29 protein-coding genes and 1 tRNA gene are annotated in these 18,289 nt (G+C 62.6%); 9 read left to right on the top strand and 21 right to left on the bottom strand.

Annotated elements, in window-relative coordinates:
- Positions 1–5: 5 nt before the first annotated feature.
- From KZX42_RS03065 to KZX42_RS03050, 4 genes are read right to left on the bottom strand one after another with little or no spacing between them, the layout of a single operon-like run.
- Entirely contained in the window at positions 6–938 is a 933-nt protein-coding gene (locus KZX42_RS03065; protein ID WP_248116980.1) for a glycosyltransferase family 2 protein, read from the bottom strand.
- Entirely contained in the window at positions 938–1,873 is a 936-nt protein-coding gene (locus KZX42_RS03060; RefSeq protein WP_248116978.1) for a glycosyltransferase family A protein, read from the bottom strand. The genes KZX42_RS03065 and KZX42_RS03060 overlap by 1 nt, the downstream gene beginning before the upstream one ends.
- Complete coding sequence (locus KZX42_RS03055) at positions 1,870–3,330, bottom strand: lipopolysaccharide biosynthesis protein (RefSeq protein ID WP_348983605.1); 1,461 nt, start codon at positions 3,328–3,330, stop codon at positions 1,870–1,872. The genes KZX42_RS03060 and KZX42_RS03055 overlap by 4 nt, the downstream gene beginning before the upstream one ends.
- On the bottom strand, positions 3,327–4,832 hold the full coding sequence (locus KZX42_RS03050; RefSeq protein WP_248116976.1) for an exopolysaccharide biosynthesis polyprenyl glycosylphosphotransferase: 1,506 nt from the start codon (positions 4,830–4,832) through the stop codon (positions 3,327–3,329). Before KZX42_RS03050 ends, KZX42_RS03055 begins: the two co-directional genes overlap by 4 nt.
- 125 nt (positions 4,833–4,957) lie before the next feature.
- Here KZX42_RS03050 and KZX42_RS03045 point away from each other — a divergent pair.
- From KZX42_RS03045 to KZX42_RS03035, 3 genes are all read left to right on the top strand, one after another.
- Positions 4,958–5,049 (top strand) — tRNA-Ser (locus tag KZX42_RS03045).
- A gap of 240 nt (positions 5,050–5,289) precedes the next feature.
- Complete coding sequence (locus tag KZX42_RS03040; protein ID WP_248116974.1) at positions 5,290–5,481, top strand: hypothetical protein; 192 nt, start codon at positions 5,290–5,292, stop codon at positions 5,479–5,481.
- An 11-nt stretch (positions 5,482–5,492) separates the two neighbouring features.
- Positions 5,493–5,735 (top strand): hypothetical protein, encoded by a 243-nt coding sequence (locus KZX42_RS03035; protein WP_248116972.1) that lies wholly within the window; start codon positions 5,493–5,495, stop codon positions 5,733–5,735.
- Here the strand turns inward: KZX42_RS03035 and KZX42_RS03030 are convergent.
- The 8 genes from KZX42_RS03030 to KZX42_RS02995 all read right to left on the bottom strand — a co-directional run bounded on the left by KZX42_RS03030 (position 5,732) and on the right by KZX42_RS02995 (position 8,703).
- Complete coding sequence (locus KZX42_RS03030; protein WP_248116970.1) at positions 5,732–5,956, bottom strand: hypothetical protein; 225 nt, start codon at positions 5,954–5,956, stop codon at positions 5,732–5,734. The two genes, KZX42_RS03035 and KZX42_RS03030, sit on opposite strands and share 4 nt — an antisense overlap.
- Before the next feature lie 121 nt (positions 5,957–6,077).
- Positions 6,078–6,236: a hypothetical protein gene (locus KZX42_RS03025; protein WP_248116968.1), complete on the bottom strand. Its 159-nt coding sequence runs from the start codon at positions 6,234–6,236 to the stop codon at positions 6,078–6,080.
- On the bottom strand, positions 6,233–6,547 hold the full coding sequence (locus tag KZX42_RS03020; RefSeq protein ID WP_248116966.1) for a hypothetical protein: 315 nt from the start codon (positions 6,545–6,547) through the stop codon (positions 6,233–6,235). Before KZX42_RS03020 ends, KZX42_RS03025 begins: the two co-directional genes overlap by 4 nt.
- Before the next feature lie 216 nt (positions 6,548–6,763).
- Positions 6,764–6,931: a hypothetical protein gene (locus KZX42_RS03015; protein ID WP_248116964.1), complete on the bottom strand. Its 168-nt coding sequence runs from the start codon at positions 6,929–6,931 to the stop codon at positions 6,764–6,766.
- A gap of 41 nt (positions 6,932–6,972) precedes the next feature.
- Positions 6,973–7,365 carry an HNH endonuclease gene (locus tag KZX42_RS03010; RefSeq protein ID WP_248117266.1) on the bottom strand — a complete coding sequence of 131 codons (393 nt, stop codon included), beginning with the start codon at positions 7,363–7,365 and terminating at the stop codon, positions 6,973–6,975.
- A 111-nt stretch (positions 7,366–7,476) separates the two neighbouring features.
- The gene (locus KZX42_RS03005; RefSeq protein ID WP_248116962.1) at positions 7,477–7,836 is read right to left on the bottom strand and encodes a hypothetical protein; all 360 of its coding nucleotides are present in this window, start codon (positions 7,834–7,836) and stop codon (positions 7,477–7,479) included.
- 228 nt (positions 7,837–8,064) lie between these two features.
- Positions 8,065–8,322 (bottom strand): hypothetical protein, encoded by a 258-nt coding sequence (locus KZX42_RS03000; protein WP_248116960.1) that lies wholly within the window; start codon positions 8,320–8,322, stop codon positions 8,065–8,067.
- Positions 8,323–8,391: 69 nt separating this feature from the next.
- Complete coding sequence (locus KZX42_RS02995; RefSeq protein WP_248116958.1) at positions 8,392–8,703, bottom strand: hypothetical protein; 312 nt, start codon at positions 8,701–8,703, stop codon at positions 8,392–8,394.
- Between the two features lie 415 nt (positions 8,704–9,118).
- Here KZX42_RS02995 and KZX42_RS02990 point away from each other — a divergent pair, with 415 nt between their 5' ends.
- The gene (locus KZX42_RS02990) at positions 9,119–9,415 is read left to right on the top strand and encodes a hypothetical protein (RefSeq protein WP_248116956.1); all 297 of its coding nucleotides are present in this window, start codon (positions 9,119–9,121) and stop codon (positions 9,413–9,415) included.
- Here KZX42_RS02990 and KZX42_RS02985 read toward each other — a convergent pair.
- Positions 9,412–9,918: a hypothetical protein gene (locus KZX42_RS02985; RefSeq protein WP_248116954.1), complete on the bottom strand. Its 507-nt coding sequence runs from the start codon at positions 9,916–9,918 to the stop codon at positions 9,412–9,414. The two genes, KZX42_RS02990 and KZX42_RS02985, sit on opposite strands and share 4 nt — an antisense overlap.
- Positions 9,915–10,298 carry a hypothetical protein gene (locus KZX42_RS02980; RefSeq protein WP_248116952.1) on the bottom strand — a complete coding sequence of 128 codons (384 nt, stop codon included), beginning with the start codon at positions 10,296–10,298 and terminating at the stop codon, positions 9,915–9,917. Before KZX42_RS02980 ends, KZX42_RS02985 begins: the two co-directional genes overlap by 4 nt.
- Positions 10,299–10,357: 59 nt before the next feature.
- On the opposite strand from KZX42_RS02980, the gene KZX42_RS02975 reads away from it, so the two are divergent.
- Genes KZX42_RS02975 through KZX42_RS02960 form a run of 4 tightly spaced genes read left to right on the top strand, consistent with a single transcriptional unit; the run spans position 10,358 to position 12,190 of the window.
- Entirely contained in the window at positions 10,358–10,876 is a 519-nt protein-coding gene (locus KZX42_RS02975) for a hypothetical protein (RefSeq protein ID WP_248116950.1), read from the top strand.
- Complete coding sequence (locus tag KZX42_RS02970) at positions 10,876–11,112, top strand: hypothetical protein (RefSeq protein WP_248116947.1); 237 nt, start codon at positions 10,876–10,878, stop codon at positions 11,110–11,112. Before KZX42_RS02975 ends, KZX42_RS02970 begins: the two co-directional genes overlap by 1 nt.
- Positions 11,112–11,801: a hypothetical protein gene (locus tag KZX42_RS02965; RefSeq protein ID WP_248116945.1), complete on the top strand. Its 690-nt coding sequence runs from the start codon at positions 11,112–11,114 to the stop codon at positions 11,799–11,801. Before KZX42_RS02970 ends, KZX42_RS02965 begins: the two co-directional genes overlap by 1 nt.
- The gene (locus tag KZX42_RS02960) at positions 11,801–12,190 is read left to right on the top strand and encodes a hypothetical protein (RefSeq protein ID WP_248116943.1); all 390 of its coding nucleotides are present in this window, start codon (positions 11,801–11,803) and stop codon (positions 12,188–12,190) included. The genes KZX42_RS02965 and KZX42_RS02960 overlap by 1 nt, the downstream gene beginning before the upstream one ends.
- Here KZX42_RS02960 and terL read toward each other — a convergent pair.
- Genes terL through KZX42_RS02945 form a run of 3 tightly spaced genes read right to left on the bottom strand, consistent with a single transcriptional unit; the run spans position 12,187 to position 13,958 of the window.
- Positions 12,187–13,335 (bottom strand): phage terminase large subunit, encoded by a 1,149-nt coding sequence (gene terL / locus KZX42_RS02955; RefSeq protein WP_248116941.1) that lies wholly within the window; start codon positions 13,333–13,335, stop codon positions 12,187–12,189. The two genes, KZX42_RS02960 and terL, sit on opposite strands and share 4 nt — an antisense overlap.
- The gene (locus tag KZX42_RS02950) at positions 13,289–13,426 is read right to left on the bottom strand and encodes a hypothetical protein (protein ID WP_248116936.1); all 138 of its coding nucleotides are present in this window, start codon (positions 13,424–13,426) and stop codon (positions 13,289–13,291) included. Before KZX42_RS02950 ends, terL begins: the two co-directional genes overlap by 47 nt.
- 13 nt (positions 13,427–13,439) lie before the next feature.
- The gene (locus KZX42_RS02945) at positions 13,440–13,958 is read right to left on the bottom strand and encodes a hypothetical protein (RefSeq protein ID WP_248116932.1); all 519 of its coding nucleotides are present in this window, start codon (positions 13,956–13,958) and stop codon (positions 13,440–13,442) included.
- 44 nt (positions 13,959–14,002) lie between these two features.
- Between KZX42_RS02945 and KZX42_RS02940 the strand changes: the two genes are divergently transcribed.
- The gene (locus KZX42_RS02940; protein ID WP_248116930.1) at positions 14,003–14,449 is read left to right on the top strand and encodes a surface-adhesin E family protein; all 447 of its coding nucleotides are present in this window, start codon (positions 14,003–14,005) and stop codon (positions 14,447–14,449) included.
- Positions 14,450–14,470: 21 nt separating this feature from the next.
- On the opposite strand, the gene KZX42_RS02935 is transcribed toward KZX42_RS02940, so the two are convergent.
- The 4 genes from KZX42_RS02935 to KZX42_RS02920 form a co-directional block, all read right to left on the bottom strand.
- Positions 14,471–15,640: a hypothetical protein gene (locus tag KZX42_RS02935; RefSeq protein WP_248116928.1), complete on the bottom strand. Its 1,170-nt coding sequence runs from the start codon at positions 15,638–15,640 to the stop codon at positions 14,471–14,473.
- 302 nt (positions 15,641–15,942) lie between these two features.
- Positions 15,943–16,944, bottom strand: a complete 1,002-nt coding sequence (locus tag KZX42_RS02930) for a phage minor head protein (RefSeq protein ID WP_248116926.1) — start codon at positions 16,942–16,944, stop codon at positions 15,943–15,945.
- Positions 16,945–17,019: 75 nt separating this feature from the next.
- Positions 17,020–17,181, bottom strand: a complete 162-nt coding sequence (locus KZX42_RS02925; RefSeq protein WP_248116924.1) for a hypothetical protein — start codon at positions 17,179–17,181, stop codon at positions 17,020–17,022.
- Positions 17,182–17,367: 186 nt separating this feature from the next.
- Positions 17,368–18,276, bottom strand: a complete 909-nt coding sequence (locus tag KZX42_RS02920; protein WP_348983604.1) for a major capsid protein — start codon at positions 18,274–18,276, stop codon at positions 17,368–17,370.
- Positions 18,277–18,289: the final 13 nt, after the last annotated feature.

Below are 18,289 nucleotides of genomic sequence, written 5' to 3'. Positions count from 1 at the left end.
CTGGATCAGTCGGTGCGCGCCAGCATGGCCGCGCCGTACAGCTTCGGCTCGAAGCCCTTTGTCCAGAACACCTTGCCGAGGCCTCGGGCGCATCTGTCATAGGTTTCGGCCCGATCAGGACGGCGCAGCAGGAGGGAGACGAGCGACGCGACGCCCCAGATCGCCGTCTGAACGGCGCCGACCATCATCCACTTGACGACGCCCGGCCAATCACGACGGTCAGCCGCCATCTGGCTGGGGCTCTGACCATAGGCGAAGGCGCGGGTCAGGGCGTAGCGCAGGGTCGCGCGGCGCGGGGGGGCGAACTCGTCCACCCAAGCGCCTGCGGCCCAGCCGAAACGGCCGCCGCGCGCCATCAGGTCGGTGAACAGTCGGTCGTCCTCGCCGCCGGTCTCGTTCATGGCCACGTCGAATGGCGCTGCGCCGGGCAGGGCGGCCGCGCGCACCATCAGACTGTTGCCGCAGCCGTGGATATGATCGGTCAGGCCGGTGACATCCGGCCCGTCCCGGCCAAAGAACCGCTCCAGATAGGCGCTTGTCCAGCCGGTGTTTTCCGGCACGCGGCCCCGAATGGGACCGAACAGGACGTCGGCGCCGGTCTGGATCTGGGCGTCCAGCAGGGCCGCCAGCCAGCCGGCCGAGGCCGCTTCGTCATCGTCCAGAAAGGCGATCAGAGGCGCATCGGTCGCCGCTAGACCCACATTACGCGCCGTCGCCACCCCAGGAACAGGCGCATGAGCGTAGATCAGCGGGACTGGCGCGTCGGCCCGCAGCCGCTGCACCCCCGGAGCAGCCGAGCCGTCGGGATCATTGTCTGCGACCACGACGGCGGCGATGCGGTCCAGCGAACCGACCTGGGCGAAGACCGAGCGCAGAGCCCGCTCCAGACCTTCTGGCCGGCGCAGGGTGGGAATGATGACGGCGACGTCGGCGGCCATCAGATCGCATCCGCATAGACGGCGGCGCGGTAGAGCCTCAGCGCAAAGGCGCGAGCCTTTACAGGCAGGGCGGACGTCAGGGCGGCCTGTTTCATCGCCCGGCGAACCGCAGGCAGCAGCGGCATACGCTTCAAGGCCCGCGCGGCGCGATAGCTGGGGTAGGTCTGGACGATGGCGGGGTGCAGGTCGACGACGCGGGCGAAGTTGGTTGCGCCCTGGTCGAATTTGCGCGCCAGATCCTCAACCGTATCCAGGCCCATGTGCGTCGCGGGATTGTCGATATGAACGACGGCGAAGCGGCGCGAGACGCGCATGGCCCACTCCACATCCTCCCAACCCCAGCCGGTGAAGCCGGGATCGAAGGATTCGGCGGCGAAGACGTCGCGCCGCACCAGCAGGTTGGACGTATAGACGTATTTCTCGGGCGTTAGGGCGCGGGTCGCGGCCGGCACGCATTCTGACGCCGCCGACAGGGCGCGGTGAACGGCGAAGCGGGCGTCGGTCGGCGCCTGATCCAGCGAAAAGCCGCCAAAGGCCGCTGCCGGATCCGTCTCGGCGACCAAGGCGCGCCAGGTCTGAAGGAAGTGCGGCGTGTCGGGCCGCATGTCGCTGTCCAGAAATAGATAGGCCTGTCCGCGCGCGGCGGTGGTCAGGCGGTTGCGTCCCCGCGCGCGGCCTTCGTTGGCAGGCAGGGTGATCAGCCGAACCGGCAGGTGCGAGGCGTCGGCGGAAGTTTGAAGCCGATCGGTTAGGGGCGCGTCCGCCGTGCCGTCGTCCAGCAGGATCAACTCGACCGCGCCGTTCAAGGCATCCGCCTCTCGATCCAGCAGTTCCATCAGCGATTGAGGATCGTCTCTCAGAAAGGGGATCAGGACCGAAATCGTCGGTCGGGCGGTCGCCCAGGCGGCGTTGTCGTGGATGGCGGCCCCGGTCATGCGGCTGCCCCACGGCGCGCCTGGACCAAGCGTTTCAGCACATCGCGAACCCCGGCGGCGTTCAGCGCCAGGGCGGCGCCGGCATAGACCAGGCCGCCTATGCCGGCATCCAGGATCAGCTCAACCAGACCGCCCAGCGGCGGAAGCATCAGGACCACGGCGGCCATGACCGCTGACGCCAGGCCGCAGCGCGCCAGCGCGTCCCAAGGCACGGGCAGGGCGATGGCGCGACGGCTGAGCGCCAAACAGGCGATCAGACCTATGGCGAAGCTGGCGGCGGTGGCGATGGCGGCTCCCACCACCCCCAGTCTCGGAATCATCATCAGGTTCAGCCCGACGTTGCACAGCGCCGGGATGGCCATGGTGATCAGCAGCAACCCTGTCTTTTTGCCCAGGGTGAAGCCGAAACCGAAATAGTAGGCGATCAGCCCCGACAGAAAGGACGAGGCCGCTATCCACGGCGTGACCAGGGCGGCGGCGTCCCTGAGATCACGCCCGATCATCAGCTCCGCCATTGGTCGCGCGACCAGCGACAGGCCTACGGCGGCGGGCAGGCCGATCAGGATCAGGGTCGAACCCTGTTCCAGCGCCGTCTTGCGAAGCGCCTCGCGCCCGCCGCGCTCCAGCGCCATGACCATGGCCGGCGCGCCCGCGGCGCCCAACCAGATGAAGATGACGTCCAGCGTCCGGTTCGCCAGACTGTAGCTGGCGTGATAGGCGCCCACCGCCGCCGCATCCATGAAGGCGGCCAGCAGGAAACGGTCGGTCGAGGCCAGCACAAGCGCCAAGGTCAGGGACGCCGCGATCGGATAGCCATAGGCGGCGTAGGCTCGCAGCCGCGCGCCATCCACCGTTCCGCCCGTCGTCTGACGCAACTCTCCCGGCAGGATGAAGGGCAGGGCGAACAGAGGCGCGATGGCCAGGCCCAGCAGCGGCGAGGCCGCGCCGGCGCCCGCCAAGGCGAACCCCGCCCCAACCAGGAAGCCCAGCACGGCGACCAGGATGTCGACCCAGGCGGCCTTGGACACCTCACCCGCCGCGCGGAACCGCTCCTGGGCCAGCTTGGCCAGGTTGCGCACCGGCGCGCCCGCCAGACCGAAGGCGACCGCCACCTTGAACGCCGGCGTCAGCGGCGCCAGCCACACGACCAGGGCCGCGATGGGCATGAAGACGGCGATGATGGTGAAGGAGGTGCGATACAGGCTGGCGAAATGGGCCGCCAGACCCTCGGGCGTCCGCTCGGCCGCCCAGAACCGCGCCATCGACGCCTCCAGCCAGCTGAAGGTCACCGTATGGGCCAGGGTCGTCACCGAAAACGCCAGGGCGTAATGGCCGAAGTCGGCGGGGCTGAGTAGGCGCGTGAAGACATACAGGGTCAGGAAACCGACCACCCCCTGAACGATCTGGGCCGGCAGATAGCCCCAGACGCCGCGCCAGAACATGCGCTGCTCGCTCAACGCACGGCCGCCCGGTCGCCCAGCAGCACGGGGATGGTCACGGCTATGATCCATAGGTCCAGCCAGAAGGATTGGCGCTCGACATATTCGATGTCCAACTGCACGCGCTCGCGCACCTGGGCCTCGGTATCGACCGGGCCGCGCGATCCCCGGATGGCGGCCCAGCCGGTCATGCCGGGTTTGATGCGGCAGCGATGGGCGTATTCGGCGACCAGCAGGGCGGACTCGGTTTCTCCGGTCTTCATGCCGATGGCGTGGGGGCGCGGACCGACCAGGGACATCTCGCCCGACAGAACGTTGAAGATCTGGGGCAACTCATCCAGGCTGGTGGCGCGGATGAAGCGGCCCACGCGGGTCACGCGGTCGTCGTGCGCGCAGACCTGACGCGACGCCGTGGCGTCGGCGGCCGCATGGCGCATGGACCGGAACTTCCACACCACAATGCTCTCGTGATTGAAGCCGTGGCGACGCTGGCGAAAGAAGACGGGGCCGGGACTGTCCAGACGCACGGCCAAGGCGACCAGGGCCATGACGGGCGCCGCTGCAATCAGGGCCAGTCCGCCCACCAGCAAGTCCTGCATCCGCTTGTTGAAGGCGCGCCGGTCGTGGTCGGCGGGTCCGTCCAGCGCGGCCAGCGGCGCATTGGCCAAACGGTTCAACACGCCGTCGCGGCCCAGTTCCGAATCGACCAGAACCGTCAGCGGATTGGGCAGGGTCTGCAGACGTTGCATCAGATCGCGCACCCGCTGACCCGCCTCAGGATCTATGGCCAGAACGATCCGGTCGACATAGGGCATGATCCGATGCGTCATCAGGGCGTCGGCGTCCCCCAGCACCGGGACGCCGGCGACGCTTTGCGGCGCGCGCGCCAGCCGGTCGTCGAACACCCCCAGCACATTCATGTCGCGCCGTTCCAGCGCCTGTTCGATCAGGGCTTGGGCGTTTCGGGTCGCGCCGACAACGACGATATTGGGCGACAGGGCGCCTTGCCGTCGCCAACGGGCGATCAGACCCAGCCACAGGCCATGAAGACCGATCAGGCCGATGGCGACCGCAGCCGCCCAGGCGCCGACGAGGCTGAGATCATCGGTCCCAACCACCAGGCCTGCCAGCAAGGCGGCGCCTCCGGCGATCAGGCCGCACGCGGCGACGCCGGCTAGATGCAGAATCCACGTCGTCTTGCGTGCGAAACGATAAAGCTGAAACGCTCTCAGCGCCGCCAGCGCCGAGACCGAACCCAGCGCCAACGGGGCGATGTCGGCCATCGTCATCTCGCCCAAGGCGGCGGGGCGGGCGGCCAAGACCGCCGCCAGGGTCACGCCGATCACCACCAGGACATCGATCAGCCTGAAATAATGCGCCGACAAACGAACCGCCGAACGCTGGCGGGCGTTCAGCCAGACCTCGGGCCGGAACGGTCCCCGCGCAGCGCGGCCTTGGCGCTGCGCCCCGCGGACCTGGCCCGGCGCGCGGGCGGCGAGACTTTCGGGGCAGTCGAGCATCGGGGTCCAGGGTCGTTTGACGAAACGCCATTCTGCCGCTTCGGCCTCTATGTCGCGTTAACATGAAACCTTTCGCGCGAACCGGATTGCGCGACGCATCAGCCTCCGCTATCGACGCCCTCGCAGGAGACGTGGCCGAGTGGCTGAAGGCAACGGTTTGCTAAATCGTCGTACCGGGTAACCGGTACCGAGGGTTCGAATCCCTCCGTCTCCGCCAGCTATCCCTCGAAAAATCAGTGGCTTAAGCCCGCAAGGGCCAAGTGTGCCAAGAATTTCGGCCCAAATGACCGGGTTTTGGCACACTTGGCACACTTTTTCGGGTGGTTTCGGGCGGTGTCCGAAAGTGTGCCAGCGAGAATTTCGTAAACGAAATCAAACTTCCGGCACACTTGGCACACTTTTGAAATGGGCGTTTGGCACATATGGGTGCTGACAACGCAAGGATCGGGAGAGCTTTATGGAAAGTTGGGTCGAAGCACTGGCATTGCCGTTCGCGATCTTGGTCGCGGTGTGTTGGGCGGCGCACAGATTCGGAAAGACGATCCGAAATGGCGAGGTCCAGAAAATGGAACTCCAGCAAGGCGCGAAGCTCGCCGATCAGGAGAGCCGAATGAAGAGGCTGCGGGCCATGCTTGGGGAGGATGCGTGATGGACCACGCGATGACCTTCAACATCGTGGTGCTGCTGTGCGGCGCCCTGTGGTGGTATCTGATCGGGGTGCGCGGCGACGGCGGTCAGCCGAGCGACCGCCTCCGCAAGCTGATTATGACCGAGGCCCTGAACGCGGCCGAGATCGCCCGGCTGGAATGCAAGCTGTCGGAGCGTGACCCGGAGTGGCGCGACAAGGCTGTCCGTGAGGCGCACCGAGCCTTGGCGCATCAGCTTGAGTTGGACCGCCGCTAATCCATCCGTCCGTGTCGCAGGAAGTAGGCTTCGCAGAACTCGGCCGCCTCGGTGATCTCGTTGTCGAGCGTGACCAAGGCGTTCTCAAGCTCGTGCAGCCGGGTCCGGGTCTTGCTGATCTCGGATCGCGTGTTCTGCGCGTTGGCGTCGGCGCGACGGAACAGGTCGAGCTTCTGGGCCAGCATCCGGGGCGACAGTTGTTCGTCGGGGTAGCGGGTCATCCTGTGATCCTCTTCCACCAACGACGGGTGTCCCGCGAGCGCAGTTCTTGGCGCACTGATTGGCGATTGTCGGCGCCAAAGGCACGACGGAAACGCGCCTGTGATGCCGCTGAACGCGCGCTCATTCCTCCACCTCCGGCAGGGTCCAGAGGCGGTAAGGCTCGCCGGTCAGGTCGTCGGTGTAGTCGCCGAGGATGACCGCGTTGGCGATCTCCCCGCCATCGACGGGAACGCGAAGTTCAGTCTGGTCGATGGTCGTGCGGATGGTGCGGGCGGTCATGCGCGGGCCTCCGGCAAGATCACCAGTTTCACGTCGTTCTCGAACGCGACGAACTCGACGCGCGGCCAGCCCTCGAACGTGATCGTCAACCTCTCGCCGTTGAGGCGGACGACTGACTCTCCGGGCCAGCACCCGAGGATTTCGGCCGACAGGTCGGAGAGCAGTTCAACGATGTCGCGTCGGACGTGTCGGTTCAGGCCGTGGGTTTGCAGCGCACCTTCGATTTCAGACTGGCGAAGCTGGATCAGCAGACGTGACACGCCGAGGCGATATTGGGTGTGGTCGTAATGAGGGTTGGGCTTACCGAACATCAGGTGCCCTTTCGTTTCAGAGGGTTCTGGTGCGTCCGAGGGCGGCCGAGGTGCCAGTTTCCGCACTCCCGACATTTGAAGGATTGGAGAGGCCCGGCTTGGCGGGGCGGCCCGCCGTTCCGGCTCTTGCGAGACAAGCTGATCCCGACGCGAGAGGCGTTCGCTTCGCGCTCGGAAGCGTAGGAGAGCTTGCCGGTATGGTGACAGGGCGGACGGTCAGACATCGCGCCCCCAGATCATCGCCCAGAGTTGGCGCAGGATCGTGCCGTCGCGTTCGTCTCGCTCACGGTGAAGGCGAAGCTGGATGACCCGCCAGTTCAGTCGATGTCGGAGGATTTCTGCGGCATCCTGCGGCGACACAGGTTTGCCGTGGTAGGTGAACACGCCGGGTCGGTGTTGATCTGCAAGGTATCGACCGGGGCGCATTAGGCGACCCTCGTGACGGTCCAAGAGCCGTCGTCGTTCGCGGCCTTGGCGACATCAAAAGTGCTGTCGAAGCGTCGGTTCGCTTCCCAGACCATGCGCTTGATGCTTGCCCGGCAAAGCGTGTTGGACTGGAAGGTCTCGCCTACGGCCAGTTCCTCCCACGGGTAGAGCAAGGGGCGCCCGCCGCGATTGACGCCCATGGCGTGGCTGTCGCGAAGGTTCTCGGATCGCGTGGCGTAGCGCAGGTTCGACGGACGATTGTCGGTCTTGATGCAGTTGCCGTGGCAGATGAGCGAACGCCGGATCGTCGCGCACAACCACCTTCTTGCGAACAGTGAGGGTTTTGAGCGCAAGCAGATGCCAACGCGGCGGAACGCTTTGACTGAACTCATCAGTCGCACCGGTCCTGCGCTGTCTAAAACCGATAGGACATCGTTGGTGTCGGAAGTCGGGAAGAGATCGGATCAGATTGCCAGACAAGAACCGAAGGCCCTCGCAGCACTTCAGAAGACCATATTGTCGGTGAACTTCGCCTTGGATTTCTTGGCGGTCTTCACGGCGATGTCGTGTGGCCAGAGTGTAGCGGTTGCGGTCCAGTCGGGCCGTGTCCAACTCTTGATCCGCGATCCAGTGAAAGCCTTGAGCGTCAGCCTGTGGCGGAACTTCTTGTCTTCGCCATTGTCGAAGATCGTCGCCTCCAGCGCGAGAAGGCTGTCGAACGCGGGCAGAGGCGTCACCCGGCCTGTAGACGCTTTGTGCTGACGATCCACGATGCGTTCGCACCACGCCACGAAGTCAGGGTTCTTGTAGAGGGCAGAATTCAGGAGAGCGTTGTCATTCCCGAGGAAGTCAAGTTCAGCCACAACGGCTGCAAAGGGGGTTGTCCATAATAATCCGAAAAACAAAAGGCCCCGCGATGTGCAAGATCGCAGGGCCTAAAGTTTCGGATTTGATGACAGAACCGAATATACGATCCTATCCATATTTATCCAATATCTAACGGCCCTGTTTGCACGTCTTGCACACGGCGAAACAGGTTATGAGACCTATTTAGTCGGATGTGCTGGATGGCCGCCATATCTTTCGGCGGGTCAGTTCGCGTTGCTGTTCGCGATCTTGCGCCATACAAGCGGCTTTCCGTTGAGGGTCACGCCGTTGTGCATCATTTCAGTGTCGCTCGGAATGAGCATGTAGGACTCGCCGGTCACGGTATTGAGCCGAATCGAACCGGCCACCCCGGCTTCCTGATAGATGACGTATTTGCCGACCGGTTCCGCTGACTCCTGTTGCTGATCGCAACCGGCGAGACAGGCCCCTGCTAATGCAGCGGCGATGATGATTTGTCGCATGATTTGCCCCATAAAGTCGGCAGGTTTTAGCGAGGAAGTCGCGGACGGCAAGACGTCCGCATTCCAAAGTCATGCGAAGAACTCCGCGTCATGGTCGGCCCAAACATGGGCGTAGTCGGCGCGAAGCTCCCGCTCCAGAGCCGCCAGCAACATCTCTTCCGATACCGGGTGCATGTTGTCGGGACCGTCCCAGAGCGGTTGAGGAACATCGGGGAAGTATCCCGCCTCCCAAGCCATCATCGCAGCCCGCTCAAGGGATACGCCATCGGCGCGCACAAGCTTGCGCCGGAAGGGCGCCTCGCGATGCCAGCGGTCGAGGTCGCGGGCCTGTAGCTCGCCGCCATCGTCGCAGATGCCACGGATCGACAGGAACTCGCACAAGCTCGGATCGCGTCGGGGAGGCGAACAGCCAACGGCTCTGGATCGAGCGGAAGCAAACCTTCGGTCGTGATGGGATGCTGCAACCACATGCTGACGATGTGGCGGTTCAGGCGCCGGGCGAAATCGAACCACGCCGGATGGGCCTCGATGATGTTTGGAATGTAGTCATGCAGCATCGGCGACAGAAACCCGTCGATGCTCATATCGTCGGCTACGGAATCGTCAGTGGGGGCGGCAGTGTTCATGGATCAATGATCCGTCTGACGAGCGTCGGCGCCAAGCTGCAATCCCCAGCCATAGACAGATGCCCCCAGCCTCCGACTTGAAACCGGAACGAAATGAGAACATTCATCCTCGGATGAAGTCGAAGCCTCCCGAGTTATGGACGCCGGAGACGGTCACAGCGCGTGACCTCGTGACGGATTCTGCCATCACGGTTCTGGTGTCCTGCGAAGGCTGTCGGACCAATCGTGAGATGAACATCTGGAAGGTCGGTGCACGACTGGCGGACGACTACCTATATGGTCTGCGGTTCCGTTGTCGGACCTGCGGGATGTATCCGACGACGATGGAGATCGGGCGTCGCAACAGCAGTCAGGGCGAGAAGCTGTTCAAGATCGCGCTTCGCCCGGCGGCGTGGGACGAGAGTCACGAGGAGGCTCAACGCCATGCGATAGAGCGGGCTAACCGGAAGTGGTCTGGATCGTCTTAAGCGTCATCCAAGTCTTCGAGATCATCGAACCAAACGCTGACCTTCAATGCTTCTGCTTGGGCATTGAGGCGTCCTGTTATGTTGTCGAGTCTCTCCGCCGAAAAATCGTCGTGCCGTTGCTTGCGGGTGATTAACTCATAGTCGCCCTGAAAGGGGTTCTGCTCGAAGTGCCCGTGAGCGACGATGTTTCTTAACTCATTCAGTTCGTGGAGTTCTTTGAAGTCGATGCCCTGTAGCAGCGGCATGTCAGGCAGGATCGCTCGAAGCATCCGAACATTGTCCCACCGTTCGATGAAACTTCCTGTGGCCAGCTTTTTTAGATGTTTGGGGTCGCCGAGCTTCCTCTGACATTCCTCAATCAGCCGGGTCAGGTGCAGGTCAACGTCGTTATAAGCGAGGATCAGTCGGCCGAGGGCAGCTTCATATCGCTCCCGAATGGCCGGGTCAGCCCAAGGCACATCATCGAACTGATCGTCGTAGGTCTCTTGGTCACTCACGGTCAAAACTGCGTCCGCATGGGTGGGGTGAAGGCGGCCTTCGCACATGTTCCGCTTGAGCCAACGCCTCCCCAATCGGTCATGACCGTTCCGCTTGTGCGATCAACGGTCGTGAACCTCCCGAGCTTAAGGGTCGAGGTGCTGGCCTCGGTGATCGGGCCGAACATGTCCTCGCTACAGGCTTGGCCGGGTTCGGACTGGAGGCAGTAGCGGTTGCCTTTAAGATCGACCGAGAAGCGTTCGTTCAGCTTGCCGGTGTCTTGTCGGACTGGAAGCGAGCCGACCTGAATCTTTTGGTAGGCGGTGACATCACAAACGAGGTCGAACCGCTGCCCGCTGTCGCATCCAGCGAGTGCCAGCAACGCCAGTGCAGCAACCTTCTTCATGCCATCCCCCGTAGTTCTTGGCCCGGCATAACACGGATCGTCGCTGACTAAATAAAAGCATGATCCTGAAATTGCTGACCGGCGGCATCGACCTGCCGAAACTCGAATCCCGAGCAATCGGAAACACGCGCGCTATCGCCAACGTCGAAATCGACTTGGCCGCGAAATATGAAGAGACGAACTCTGCGCTGGCCGATCACATCGGCAAGGCGAACGAGCGAATGACGGCGGTGGAAAACCTCGTCACCAGCCGCGCCCTTGCCGAAGATGTCGCGACGCTTCGGATGATGTTGGATCGCCCGCCTCACACGGTCGAAGGCGATGCGCTCGCTGGCCATGCAGACGTGACGCTGGACCCTGCCATTGGTGGCGTCGTCGATGTCTGCGGCACGAGGGTCTCGAACCTCGCCGATGGCGTCGCCGCAACTGACGGCGTGAACAAGGGCCAACTGGACGCCGAGATCGCATCCCTGCGCTCGACCGTCGCCGGTCTGTCGGCCAAGGTCGATGCGCTGACGGCTACGAAGCTGGCCGAGGTCAAAGCTCGCAAGGCTCCGAAGAAGGACGCCGCGAAATGATGGCCGAGATCGCCCGCGCGCGCGCAGTTCTCGCCGCCTTCAACGCCTACACCCAAGCAGTCGATGATTTCCGCATGGTGTGCGGGAAGGTTGAGTTCATCGGCTCCGACGAGAACAGCTTCACCATCGCGGAGGCGGACATTCACGCCTCGCACAACATCCGCAAGATGCTGGACGACGACAAAAAGATGGGTCTGCTGCGCGACTATCGAGCCGGTTTCGCCGAGGAAACCTGATGTCCCCCCATGCTTCGCTTCATGCGGACACGGAGCGGGGGGACCGGCTGGCCGGTCTGGTCAACGAACATCTCGACACGCTGGGTCTCGATAATGTCGCGCTGGTTTTCGAAGGTCCGCCGGGCGGGACGACTATCGCCGTCATCACCTGTTTCGAATGGGGCATGGCGAACTATCTGGTGGCGGTCTGGCAGGAAAAGAACGGCTGGGTGATGCTTGATGGCGGGCACATCACCGGGGCCTCCAATGCCTTCATGGGGATGGCCGAAATGGCTCTCTCGCTGCTGGCCAATCCCGCCGTTCAATACATCATGCGTCAGCCGTCGAACGGCATGGCTACGATGTCGAAGAACCGCGTCCGCAAGGGCGAAGAGCCGGTGGCTGACATGCAGATCGTCCACCTGACGAAGCGCATCTACGTCAACGGTTTGCCGCTCGGCGGGGAGCGCGGGTCTCACGCTTCGCCGGAGCCGCATAACCGTAGGGGCCACTATCGCACCCGCGCCACTCCGGCACCGTGTTGGGAAGGACCGTTCATCCCGGCGACCGGCGAGTTCAAGGGTATGACCCGCTATCGCCGTTGGTTCGAGGAAACGGCCGTTCTGGGCGGCAAGGCCGCGCAAGGACCGGGGCGAGGGCACCCGAAAGCCGCACAGCCGAAGGCTCCGCAATACCGGGTGGTGAAGTGATGAGAGACGGCCTTTACGACACCAAACAATGGTTGAGGACGTGCATTCGACTGGCGTTTTCAGACGTGACCCTTGCCAGCGACCCGGACCACTCCGACCACGACGCGGCGTTGATCGCAAACGCGATGATCGCCCGTGATTGGATGAGCGAGATCGACGCCGATCCCACGCCTTCGACCATCATCCAGTTCATTACTGATGACGACGAACTGATCCAAGAGGCGGTCAACTACATCGGGGCGGAAGATCAAGCGTCGAGCCTCAAGCCATTCATTATGGTCGGTGCGGCTTCGCCACTAAAATACGTCGTGGTTCGCATTCAGCGCGACACTGCCGCAGTCGCTTTTAAGATGTGGATCAATGGGCGCGATATGGACTGGCTGCTCTAATGCATCCGTCTTCCGGCGCCGCGTTGGCGGCCGGTCTTGTTCAATAGCGGGCTGATGGCCGTGCCAGCGAAGAAGCGTTTCTCAAACTCGCGATCCAGCTTCTTGCGATGGTCGGCCTCGGCCTGTGCGGCGTCGATAGCCATGTGCTGTTTCCAATACTCGACAGCCAAGGCCAGCACGTCGATGCGGTCGTCGTGCTTGAGGGCACCACGCTGGGCGGTCATGTGGGTCATCTGGAAGACGCCCGACTTGATCCGGTCGGCGACGGCGAGGTCCAGTTTCAGAACCTCCCGGTCGATGACCAGACGGTGTTGCTTCATCACCGGCTCCAGTGCCCCGACGATCCGCTTTTCCTTCATGCCGTGGACCTTCACGCCGTCGATGCCGCAACGCCATTTCGACGTGTGCTTGGCGATCAGGACCGGCGTCAGCAGTCGGCGGAACATGCCGTCCGAGAAGTTGTCTTCGACGATGACGGCGCGGACTTCCTGTTCGGCTGCGATGGTCGCCAGCTTGGACAGGGTTTCAGGAGACCCGCCGTCACCGGCGACGCCGCCCCACTTGGTGACGAACACCTTGCCGTTGAGGAACTTGGTGACGACATAGGCCGTCTCGTCGGCGCCCGTGCCAGACGGGTCGATGTGCATGACGGCGCCGGTGTAGTCGGCCCAATGTTCGCTGACGTTGAAGGGTGAGAAGAACCGGTCGCCGGTGAAGCCGACGTTCGGGAGCATCGCATCCTTGATCTGCTTATCGTCGGCGGACGTGTAGGAGAGTGCGACAGGCGCACGACTCTTATCGACGTTCATGACGATCAGGTCAGAGGTCTTGAGCGGAAAGCGTTCGGCGTCGGACAGCGACGTGTCCAACATCATCTGCAACATGAACTCGGCCGCCGTGCCGTCCATTTCGCTTTCGAGCAGCTTGGCGTCGGTGAAGCGGTCGGGGTCGGTCGGGGCGCCGCCCAGAAGCGACAGGCCGGTGGGGTCGCAGAGCGTCCCGCATTTCTCGATGTCGGCGCGGAGCAGCGGCGCGAGGTGATCGCCGTAGTTCGGAAGTTTCGATTTCAGCGGGTAGCGAGCGGGCCAGATGCGAACATCATAGCCGCGTGAAGGTAGGCCCGATTTCCTGCTGGGTGGTGGCAAGCTGGGCGTCAATGGCCTTCTGCTGCGCCTTGGCGGACTGCATTTGACCGATGGTTTCGGTCGCGGCCCCGACGACGGCGATGGTCGTCATGATAGTCACGGGATCACAGATGGATTGGTCCCTCCTGAATGCTGCTGATGAGGTAGAATGGGCGGCTCTCCCGGCCGTGGGTGAGATCGACTTCCTCGATCTCGAACCCGGCGCGGAACAGCCAGAGAATGCTCATGCTGTTGCGAGCATCGACGTGGTTGAAGAGACGTGGCCAGCGTTGATGCCAGCGTTTGAAGACGGCGTAGGTCTCCTTGCCGATGGCGATCTTCGCCCTCGGTCTTTCCATGCCCGGTGTGCCGAGCATCCAGACGATCCCCGACGCTGGATCGTCGGACGGCCCGGCGCCGTAGACGGAGATCGGCTCCCCATCATCGGTGATGACCCAAGCATCCTCGCTCTGCATGACCGACATGGTGAGAACCAGAAGCGGGTCTGGATCACCGATGGTCAGGAGAGGGTTGGTCGCTCTGATCTCGTCGAAATCGGCGGGCCGTAGATTGTTCGCGATGGCGTCGAGCCAGTCGTGAATCTGTTCGCCCGATACATCGGCGAGGTTTTGAAAAAGGATCATGCTTTCAGGGATCGCTGATATAGGGCGATCAGATGGGGGCTGTAATGAAGCTTTTGACTTGCGCCGTGATGGCAGTTTCGATGATCGCCGGGGCGGCTTCGGCGAGCGATTGGCGATTGATCAGTGTCGGGCGCACCGGCGCGACAGGCGTTGATATCTCAACAGTCAGCCGATCTGGCGATAAGGCTGTGGCTTGGACTGCCATCTTCCTGCCGCTGACGGTCTCGGAGATGGATTACGCCCTGATCCGACAAGAGTATGAATGTGGAGCCAAAACCTCACGGTTCCTGTCGGTCATCTCGTATGATGAACACGGGCAAGTTCAGGCCCGATCAGACGAGCCACGAGCGGAAATCTCGATTGCGCCCGACTCAAATGAAATGCTCATGCTCAAAGCGGTTTGCTTCAATGAGTTTTTGCAGGACGATCCGGTTGGGTGGACATCCGCCATGGCCCTTCTGCAAGACTATAGAACTACCCCGCCCCAGTAGGGCCTGACCGCCCGGAGGCGGTCAGGTTCTGGAACGGTTGTAGTAGTTAGCTTCCCACTCGGCCGCGACGAACGTCGAGGCGGCGTAGGTGTCGTTGACGATGCGGATGCGGGTCGTCGTGTTCTGGCCGTAGACCTGAAAACGGTGCGTCCCTGTCGCGTAGGCCGGGGCGTTCAGACGGAAGCTCGCGGCGCCCAAGGTCTTGCCGCTGAACTGCGAGAGTTTGGCGGGCAGGATTTCTTCGACGTTCGGATTGAAGCCGTAGGGCGCAACCGATGTCTTGAAATAGGCGGTGTCCACGAAGTTGACGCTGAACGTCCGCAACGTGGTGCGGCCGGTCGTGATGGCCTCGCCGCGCTGGGTCCGCATGTATTGCGTCGAGAACTCGAACGAGAACTCGTAGCCTTCGCCGATCACGACAGGACCGGCGATCTCGCTGGCCGGAACCTCGACGATATTGTCTGTGATCCAGACGTAGGTCGAAGGGTCGATCAGCGTTTGAGGCCGGGTCGTGAAGGCGTCACCCCGAACGATCTCGAACCGGTCTTTGGCCGGTCGATACGGAAGGATGAACTGCGTCATGTTGGTGGTCTGCTGATACTCGCCGGTGACGGTCGCCCGACGATCCAGATGGATTTGTCGGGAGGTCTGGGCCGGGCGCGAGCCAGCGGTCAGGTTGACCTTCTCCAGCCATAGGCCGTCGTTGCGCTCGACCGTCAGGAAGACGTTGCCCTTGAGATAGGCGCCGGAGACGATCCGGGCGCCGGGTCCGAAGTCCCACTCGTGCCAAGCCGACTGAAGCTTCTCGTCGGACGAAGCCCAATAGAAGTTGTAGCAGTAGACCTTGTTCGGGGCGCCGTGCGTCAGGACGAACAGGGCTGACAGGTCATCGGCCGGGATCAGGTCGTGAATGCCAGCGGGGATGTAGCGGTCGCAATGCGCCGTCACGTCCGAAGCCGTGGTCGTGTCAGCCCCGGCGAGCCGGGTGTATTCCATGACCTTCGCATACCCGCTGTTCTCGACTGCGAAGTAGATTTCGGAGCCGAGTGCGGCGAGGCCAGCGGACGTGTTTAGGGTGTAGTTCGTCGTCGGCCGGATCGCGAGCGACGATGCGTTCAGCCCAAGTTCGCCATGCGACATGCTGAACTGTGTCTGGTCGGACGTGAGCAGGATGGCGGCCTGTCGGATCATCACCGCCTCCGATGGTTTCGGCTGGCGGGCAAGCTGATCCATCAAGTCCCCGGCGATCACACGGAATGACCGGGCTGCGACCGTTCGGCCATCCACCTTCTGTCCTGCGATTTCGAGGTTGAAGACAGCGGATAGGTCCGCCGTTTCGATATGTCTGTTTGTCTGGTTCATCGTGTCGCCCTCCTTTCCGGGCGGGTGTTTGGTCGTTCATCGGGTGGGGATGTCGGGGGGAGCGGCGGGTAGGTAGGGGGCCGGTCCCAAAATGTTTGAAACCACCCCTTTGCAACCATCCCCTCCCCACATCATTCGTCGGCATCTGACGGCCTTCTGACGACCACCCGGCATCGACAGTTCACCTCAAGAGGCGGGTGCATGACCGGCCCTAGCGGCGTCTGGAATGCCTGGCCTACATCCACCCCCTGCGGGTTCATCACCTGCACCATCCGGTGATCGTGGCGAACCCGTTCATCCCCTCTTGTCTTCCAGTATCTCCGGGCGTCCCGTGGAATGCTCCGATTGGCTTTCCCCTGCTTGAAGGCGAGATACTCTCCAACGTGCATGGTCCTGATAGCTTCCTGTCGAGCGATGACAGATTGCCGGTATTTGATCAGCGCGCGGTCATGTTTGTGTTGAAGGGTCGTAGCGCCGTCCCCTGTCAGGCCGTTTGCAAAGGCGGTTCGCAGGGCTGATCGTTGGGCGGCGTTGAGGTGTTTCATATGCCGCTGGATGATCAGTTTGGCGGTCGCCGGGGTGACGTATGTCTTCCCATCCTGAATGCTTCGATCTTTCGCGGTCATGGACTCGTGGAGCGCGCGGGCGAAGTGGGCTGCTGATCTGGCCTGATCGGGGGCCATGGCGATTGACCTTATGATCAGGGTGGCCTTGTCGCGGGGCGTCATGTCGCCCTTCTGAAGTTCGCGATGGGCCGTCGTGATTGCCTCATAGGAACGTCGGGCCATTGGTTGCAGGATGCTACGTTCGATATCCTCCCGGAGCCTTGCGATATCGGCGCTTGGGTTCACGCGGGACTTGTGGCGGCTGGCGAAGCCCTTCATCGCGATCACGATGTTTCCCAGCAGCGCATAGAAAAGCCCGCTGCTGAGCGCCACGGTGAGGCCAGAGTGAACCCCCTCATCAATGTTCAGCGCATTGGCTAGGGCGGCTTCATCGCCAGCTTCAAGAGCTGCGATCACGGCGTTTATATCGACGGCATCCATCGCGCCGCCGTAGGCCTGTGCGAGGGCTTCTAGAAACTCTGCTTCAAAGACTGCGGCTCGTTGGTCGAATGCGTCCAGGGCGATCATGAGCGACCTCCGAAGCCAAACGGGCATCGACGGGCGGCGGGGCGCATCTTCGATTTCGAGGCGATGTCGTCTCGATCAACTGATGAGTTTTTCGGTGTGGCGCTCGCGATGCCGTTCACGATTGCCGACGCGGGCCGTCCATTCGCGGCCATGAAGGCTCGTCGCGAGGATGATGTCTGCGGCCTGAAGCGTGATCAGGCTGTCGTCGGGGGAAAGATCGTAGCTGTAGTATTCCATGCTGTGAGTTCCAGAGTCAGCAAAGGCGGACCGGGCTGCCTTCCCGGCCCGCCTGCTTTGTTGGCGTCTCGCGTGTTGGGCGCGGTCGCCGTGTGGGGACGCCCTCTCGTGCCTTTGCTGAGTTACGAGAGGGCGTCCGTCGTCATCGGGGAGAGAAAGGAAACCCGATGACGTTTGCGGGAGGGGTCAGACGTTCGTCAGACCCTTAAGGCGGGCGGCGCATCGACCGGATTTCAGAACGATGCCGCTGTAATGCTCAATCCGGGTCCGGTAGGCGGGCTTGTCGTCCACTTCGCCTAGATCGCGGACGCTGATGGGCGCGGTTTGGATGCCGTGCAGAGCGTCGAGATCGAACCGGACGGCGTAGATCGAGGTCGTCTTGTTGTTCGTGCCGTGGCTCTCGTCGCCAGCCAGGATTTCGCGGCCCTGCGTGTCCAGCTCGATCGGTAGCAACGGGACGCCGTTGTGAGCGATGACCGGACGCCCGAAGTTCGGGATCATGATGGACTCGGGCGTCGTGCCACCGGAAGAACGCAACAGATTGCGATAGGCGCGGATCACTGACTTCCGGGCGAAGATGGCGGACGGTTGGCCTTGAACGGCATCCACCAGCTCATCCAACATATCGAGAGCCAGTGCGCCGCCATTCGTGCCGGCGCTGAGGATCTGGTTGCCTGTCAGGCGCTTCTTGATACCGTCGAACGCTTTCGGGTTCGTGGCGGTGTCGCCATCGAAAAACGTCTGAAGCCACTTCAACGACAGGGCCTTGGCCTTCATGGCGTCGTGGATTGCTCGGGTGTCATTGTCGCCGGTCTGTTGAGCGATTTGAGCGACGTCAAAGTCGCTGTCGCCACCGATGATTGTCAGGCGTTCGGTTTGGGGGTTGATGACGCCCGTGCTTTCCGAATAGCCCTCATTGTATCCCCGGAACTCGACGCCGGGCAGGGTGTCCTCGACGTTGTAGGTGTCGGCGTTGCCCGCCACATTAGCGAAGGGCATGAGCGCGATGACGGGGTTTTCGCGAGCGAAGACCTCAACGACGCCAGATTGCAGGGGGTTCGGGTTTAGTTTGCTCCATTCGACTTGTGTCAGCATTCAAATATCGACT

Origin of the sequence: Brevundimonas sp. EYE_349 (assembly GCF_023147505.1) — a bacterium.
In the GTDB taxonomy this organism is placed as follows: Bacteria; Pseudomonadota; Alphaproteobacteria; order Caulobacterales; family Caulobacteraceae; genus Brevundimonas.
The sequence above is the reverse complement of the archived record's forward strand: the minus strand, read 5'-3'. Positions and strand labels throughout refer to the sequence as shown.

What these genes read in the sequence shown, in the direction of transcription:
- KZX42_RS03065 (WP_248116980.1), bottom strand. Translation starts at nt 938, where the DNA reads ATGGCCGCCGACGTCGCCGTCATCATTCCCACCCTGCGCCGGCCAGAA.
- KZX42_RS03060 (WP_248116978.1), bottom strand. Translation starts at nt 1,873, where the DNA reads ATGACCGGGGCCGCCATCCACGACAACGCCGCCTGGGCGACCGCCCGA.
- KZX42_RS03050 (WP_248116976.1), bottom strand. Translation starts at nt 4,832, where the DNA reads ATGCTCGACTGCCCCGAAAGTCTCGCCGCCCGCGCGCCGGGCCAGGTC.
- KZX42_RS03040 (WP_248116974.1), top strand. Translation starts at nt 5,290, where the DNA reads ATGGAAAGTTGGGTCGAAGCACTGGCATTGCCGTTCGCGATCTTGGTC.
- KZX42_RS03035 (WP_248116972.1), top strand. Translation starts at nt 5,493, where the DNA reads ATGACCTTCAACATCGTGGTGCTGCTGTGCGGCGCCCTGTGGTGGTAT.
- KZX42_RS03030 (WP_248116970.1), bottom strand. Translation starts at nt 5,956, where the DNA reads ATGACCCGCTACCCCGACGAACAACTGTCGCCCCGGATGCTGGCCCAG.
- KZX42_RS03025 (WP_248116968.1), bottom strand. Translation starts at nt 6,236, where the DNA reads ATGACCGCCCGCACCATCCGCACGACCATCGACCAGACTGAACTTCGC.
- KZX42_RS03020 (WP_248116966.1), bottom strand. Translation starts at nt 6,547, where the DNA reads ATGTTCGGTAAGCCCAACCCTCATTACGACCACACCCAATATCGCCTC.
- KZX42_RS03010 (WP_248117266.1), bottom strand. Translation starts at nt 7,365, where the DNA reads ATGAGTTCAGTCAAAGCGTTCCGCCGCGTTGGCATCTGCTTGCGCTCA.
- KZX42_RS03000 (WP_248116960.1), bottom strand. Translation starts at nt 8,322, where the DNA reads ATGCGACAAATCATCATCGCCGCTGCATTAGCAGGGGCCTGTCTCGCC.
- KZX42_RS02980 (WP_248116952.1), bottom strand. Translation starts at nt 10,298, where the DNA reads ATGAAGAAGGTTGCTGCACTGGCGTTGCTGGCACTCGCTGGATGCGAC.
- KZX42_RS02975 (WP_248116950.1), top strand. Translation starts at nt 10,358, where the DNA reads ATGATCCTGAAATTGCTGACCGGCGGCATCGACCTGCCGAAACTCGAA.
- KZX42_RS02970 (WP_248116947.1), top strand. Translation starts at nt 10,876, where the DNA reads ATGGCCGAGATCGCCCGCGCGCGCGCAGTTCTCGCCGCCTTCAACGCC.
- KZX42_RS02965 (WP_248116945.1), top strand. Translation starts at nt 11,112, where the DNA reads ATGTCCCCCCATGCTTCGCTTCATGCGGACACGGAGCGGGGGGACCGG.
- KZX42_RS02960 (WP_248116943.1), top strand. Translation starts at nt 11,801, where the DNA reads ATGAGAGACGGCCTTTACGACACCAAACAATGGTTGAGGACGTGCATT.
- KZX42_RS02950 (WP_248116936.1), bottom strand. Translation starts at nt 13,426, where the DNA reads ATGACGACCATCGCCGTCGTCGGGGCCGCGACCGAAACCATCGGTCAA.
- KZX42_RS02945 (WP_248116932.1), bottom strand. Translation starts at nt 13,958, where the DNA reads ATGATCCTTTTTCAAAACCTCGCCGATGTATCGGGCGAACAGATTCAC.
- KZX42_RS02940 (WP_248116930.1), top strand. Translation starts at nt 14,003, where the DNA reads ATGAAGCTTTTGACTTGCGCCGTGATGGCAGTTTCGATGATCGCCGGG.
- KZX42_RS02935 (WP_248116928.1), bottom strand. Translation starts at nt 15,640, where the DNA reads ATGATCCGACAGGCCGCCATCCTGCTCACGTCCGACCAGACACAGTTC.
- KZX42_RS02930 (WP_248116926.1), bottom strand. Translation starts at nt 16,944, where the DNA reads ATGATCGCCCTGGACGCATTCGACCAACGAGCCGCAGTCTTTGAAGCA.
- KZX42_RS02925 (WP_248116924.1), bottom strand. Translation starts at nt 17,181, where the DNA reads ATGGAATACTACAGCTACGATCTTTCCCCCGACGACAGCCTGATCACG.
- KZX42_RS02920 (WP_348983604.1), bottom strand. Translation starts at nt 18,276, where the DNA reads ATGCTGACACAAGTCGAATGGAGCAAACTAAACCCGAACCCCCTGCAA.